The 2,932-nt window shown below is 58.8% G+C and carries 4 protein-coding genes; all 4 read right to left on the reverse strand.

Translation table 11 applies throughout. The features are described from left to right. Positions 1 to 97 precede the first annotated feature (97 nt). Positions 98 to 514, reverse strand: coding sequence for an NUDIX hydrolase (locus EDF58_RS25665; RefSeq protein WP_132270616.1), 417 nt, complete (start codon positions 512 to 514; stop codon positions 98 to 100). Between the two features lie 84 nt (positions 515 to 598). Next, the gene (locus EDF58_RS25670; RefSeq protein WP_132270618.1) at positions 599 to 1,402 is read right to left on the reverse strand and encodes a phosphatase PAP2 family protein; all 804 of its coding nucleotides are present in this window, start codon (positions 1,400 to 1,402) and stop codon (positions 599 to 601) included. 122 nt (positions 1,403 to 1,524) lie between these two features. Continuing rightward, positions 1,525 to 2,181 carry a 2'-5' RNA ligase family protein gene (locus EDF58_RS25675; protein WP_243654525.1) on the reverse strand — a complete coding sequence of 219 codons (657 nt, stop codon included), beginning with the start codon at positions 2,179 to 2,181 and terminating at the stop codon, positions 1,525 to 1,527. 249 nt (positions 2,182 to 2,430) lie between these two features. Next, on the reverse strand, positions 2,431 to 2,932 hold a 502-nt coding region (locus EDF58_RS25680), incomplete at its 5' end, for a TauD/TfdA family dioxygenase (protein WP_207913197.1).

Consider the following 2,932-nt stretch of genomic DNA (forward strand, 5'->3'; position numbering starts at 1 on the left):
GCACAGTTTGCCGTGATCTTCGGCGAACGCTTCATCAGAGCCATGGCGGCCTGATGATCGACCGCCTGCCCACACACGGAATTCCTGACAGTCCCCCCTAGCCCATCGGGACAACAGGGCCGCCGTCATGAAAAATCGTCGCGGCAAAAGAATCGAGAGCATGAAGCACTCCCTCATTTTTCAATCTTGCCCGTGCCTCTGGAAATGAAAACCAGGCACGCTGTCGCAAGGCCATTTCGGGCCACTGCTCGAGTTCTTCCAGCACTGCGAGCGGGTAGATATGGGCTCGACTGGGGTCTGCCAAGGAGGACGCCAACAGCGGCTTGGCGGAGACAGTGCCGCGTACCCCGGCTTCCTCAAAAGCTTCGATGGCCGCGCGCTGCGCCGCTGTCTCGCCGATCTCTATCTTGCCCTTAGGAAGAATCCACTTTCGCTTGCGCCGCGAAGTTACCAGCAGGACTTCGAAGCTGTCGCCTACCAGGCGATAAGGAAGAGCATGCGTCTGAAGTGCCATTTTCCAGCTCGGTAAGTCCCAACGAAGCAACTCTAAGCTGGTCACATCAGGGGAAGCAACAATGACGCGAGCATGAGCCCGCTTTCAGAAGCGCGGCATCACCCGCTGGTTTAGCAACGAGGCTTCGGCATCGCATCCGGAAGGCTTCTCACCGCTTTGGCGCAGGGCATCGAGTTCAGCTCTCGCAGCCTCGCGATCAGCCTGATATTCCGGCTTGGTCTGCACTAATGCCATCGTGGCAGTGGCCGACAGCATGCCCGCCTCGACAGCACTCTCATTATGAGCCCCACAGACGAAGCGGCTGTCGCCGTATGCCCGGCCACGCTCCAGGATCGGCTGAGCACGATCCGGCGCGATGCTTGAGAGGACAAGAGCCCAGGTCCATCCCCAAGTCGTATGGCCGGAAGGATAATCATAGCTCATCCGATGCTTCTTTTCATCATAGAGCTCGGACTCGGGCTGGCAGATCCGGCCCTTGTCGATCGTGAAGGGGCGATGCCTTTGGTAGACGGCTTTCGCCTCGCTCGACTGCGCGCCAGTATCCGAGCCAGCGCGCTCAATCAGCATCATCAGCTTCGGAGCATTCTTTGGTGTGAGCTGGACGCCCACCGCGCAGCTGAAATCGCGCGCCAGTGCCGGTACGGTATAGTCGGCATCCTGCGCCGCCAACTTCCATCGCGGCGTATCGACGAGCTTGCGGGTTGCGTTGAAGATTTTGCGGTCAGTTTCGTAGCGCGGATCGCCCGGACGCGGCGCCGGCTCTACGACATGCGTCACATCGAATTCGCCCGGCTCGAGGTAACCCTTGGGTCTTTCATTCGAAGCCGCAGATGTAGCAATAAGCACGGTCGCGGTGACCGCAGCTGCAATCGGCAATTTGAACTTCAAGGCAGGTCTCCAATATGCGGAGAGCTAGGCCAACCTTTCGCGGCGCGTCAATATGACAGATATGTGACAATGCTCGTGGGTTGCCAACGATGGGTGCATACCACTGTTCTCAACAAGCTCGATCATGCTCTGCAGCGATATTCCGCCAGGGTCTTGATTAATTGGCCGTTCGTGTCGACGACCCCCAGACCAATCCCCCTCACTAGGCCCGCGGTACGGCGCGCGCGGGGCGCCGCATCTGCCATATATTCGCTCAGGTTCGGATTGGCCTCATTAGCGAGCAGGGTCAGATGTGGATCGAACTGCATGAAAACGTTTGGCGATCCATAGCGTTCGAATGCCGGAAGCTTCGCGGGGTGTTCGTGAATCCACGCCGGGGCTGTTAAATCGTGCGATCGCAGTGGTTCTGCCGCAAGCGTAATTTCGTCGGCCAATCGCTGCAGAGCTGCAGTTCGGTCGACCTTTAGAAAGAGCCAGTTGGAGGCGCTTTTCTCCAGGCCAGTGACCGACAGAGGTATTGTCCTGCACGCCTTTGCAGCCTTGGCAACAGCGGCTTTCAGCGCAGGCATTGCAGATGCCGGGTACTGCGTCAGGTAAAGTGTGACGTGCGCCGGGTAGCCTTGGGCACGAAACGTCGTCATACCTCGGGCAGCAAGGTCGACGCTTGCCGTTTCCACCGCGTCGACAATAGATTGCGACGGAATGGCATAAATGTCGACGCTGAGCCTGTCCTCTGCTCGCAAGGGGCTCGCCATGATCAAGGCGGCGATCACGGCCATAGACGACATTCGCGACATGCAGATGAGCTCACACCGGTAGAAATGGGGGTTTGCCATTAGCAGCACGTAGGGCGAGTTCGCAATTCGATCAGCCCTTTCCCACGCCGACCCATCCTTGCCGTTCAGTCTTCAATGCGACGCCGCCGGGTGCAGACGGCAGATCGCGACCCAATTGTCGCCGTCCCGACGCGACCTCCTGAACGTCGGCTGCGATCAAAACCCGCCACTCCATCGGCTCCGAACACCAGATTAAGCGGGGGCTTCTATCCCGGCGATCGTCGTGCGGTTCATCAGACGGCCCGAGTTTTCGCCGTAAGGAATAACACGGTGCAACGCGGAAGTGTTGTCCCAGACCACGCAGTCCCCGTCCTCCCACTCGTGGCGGTAACTGAAAGCAGGTTGCACTGACCATTCCAGCAGGCGCGCAAGGATCGCGCGGCTCTCGGCCCGGCTCTTGCCGACGATCAGATCGGCGGTTGATCCGATGACGAGTGACTTGCTGCCATTGCTGTCCGTGCGAACTAGCGGATGCTCATGCTGCATCACCCTTCGCGCCGGATCGACTTCGTCGGGAGACATGATTTCGCGGAGCGACGCGGTGACGCTATGCACAACCCGCATGGATTCGAACAATTTTTTCTCGTCATCGGGCAGAGTGTTGAGTTGCACTGAGATGTGACCCGGGGTTTTCATTGAGAATTGACCCAGGCGTGTTTGGTTTATGTGCTGCCGCTGATGGGCAGGGTCAACA

Source organism: Novosphingobium sp. PhB57, from assembly GCF_004342985.1.
Lineage (GTDB): Bacteria > Pseudomonadota > Alphaproteobacteria > Sphingomonadales > Sphingomonadaceae > Novosphingobium.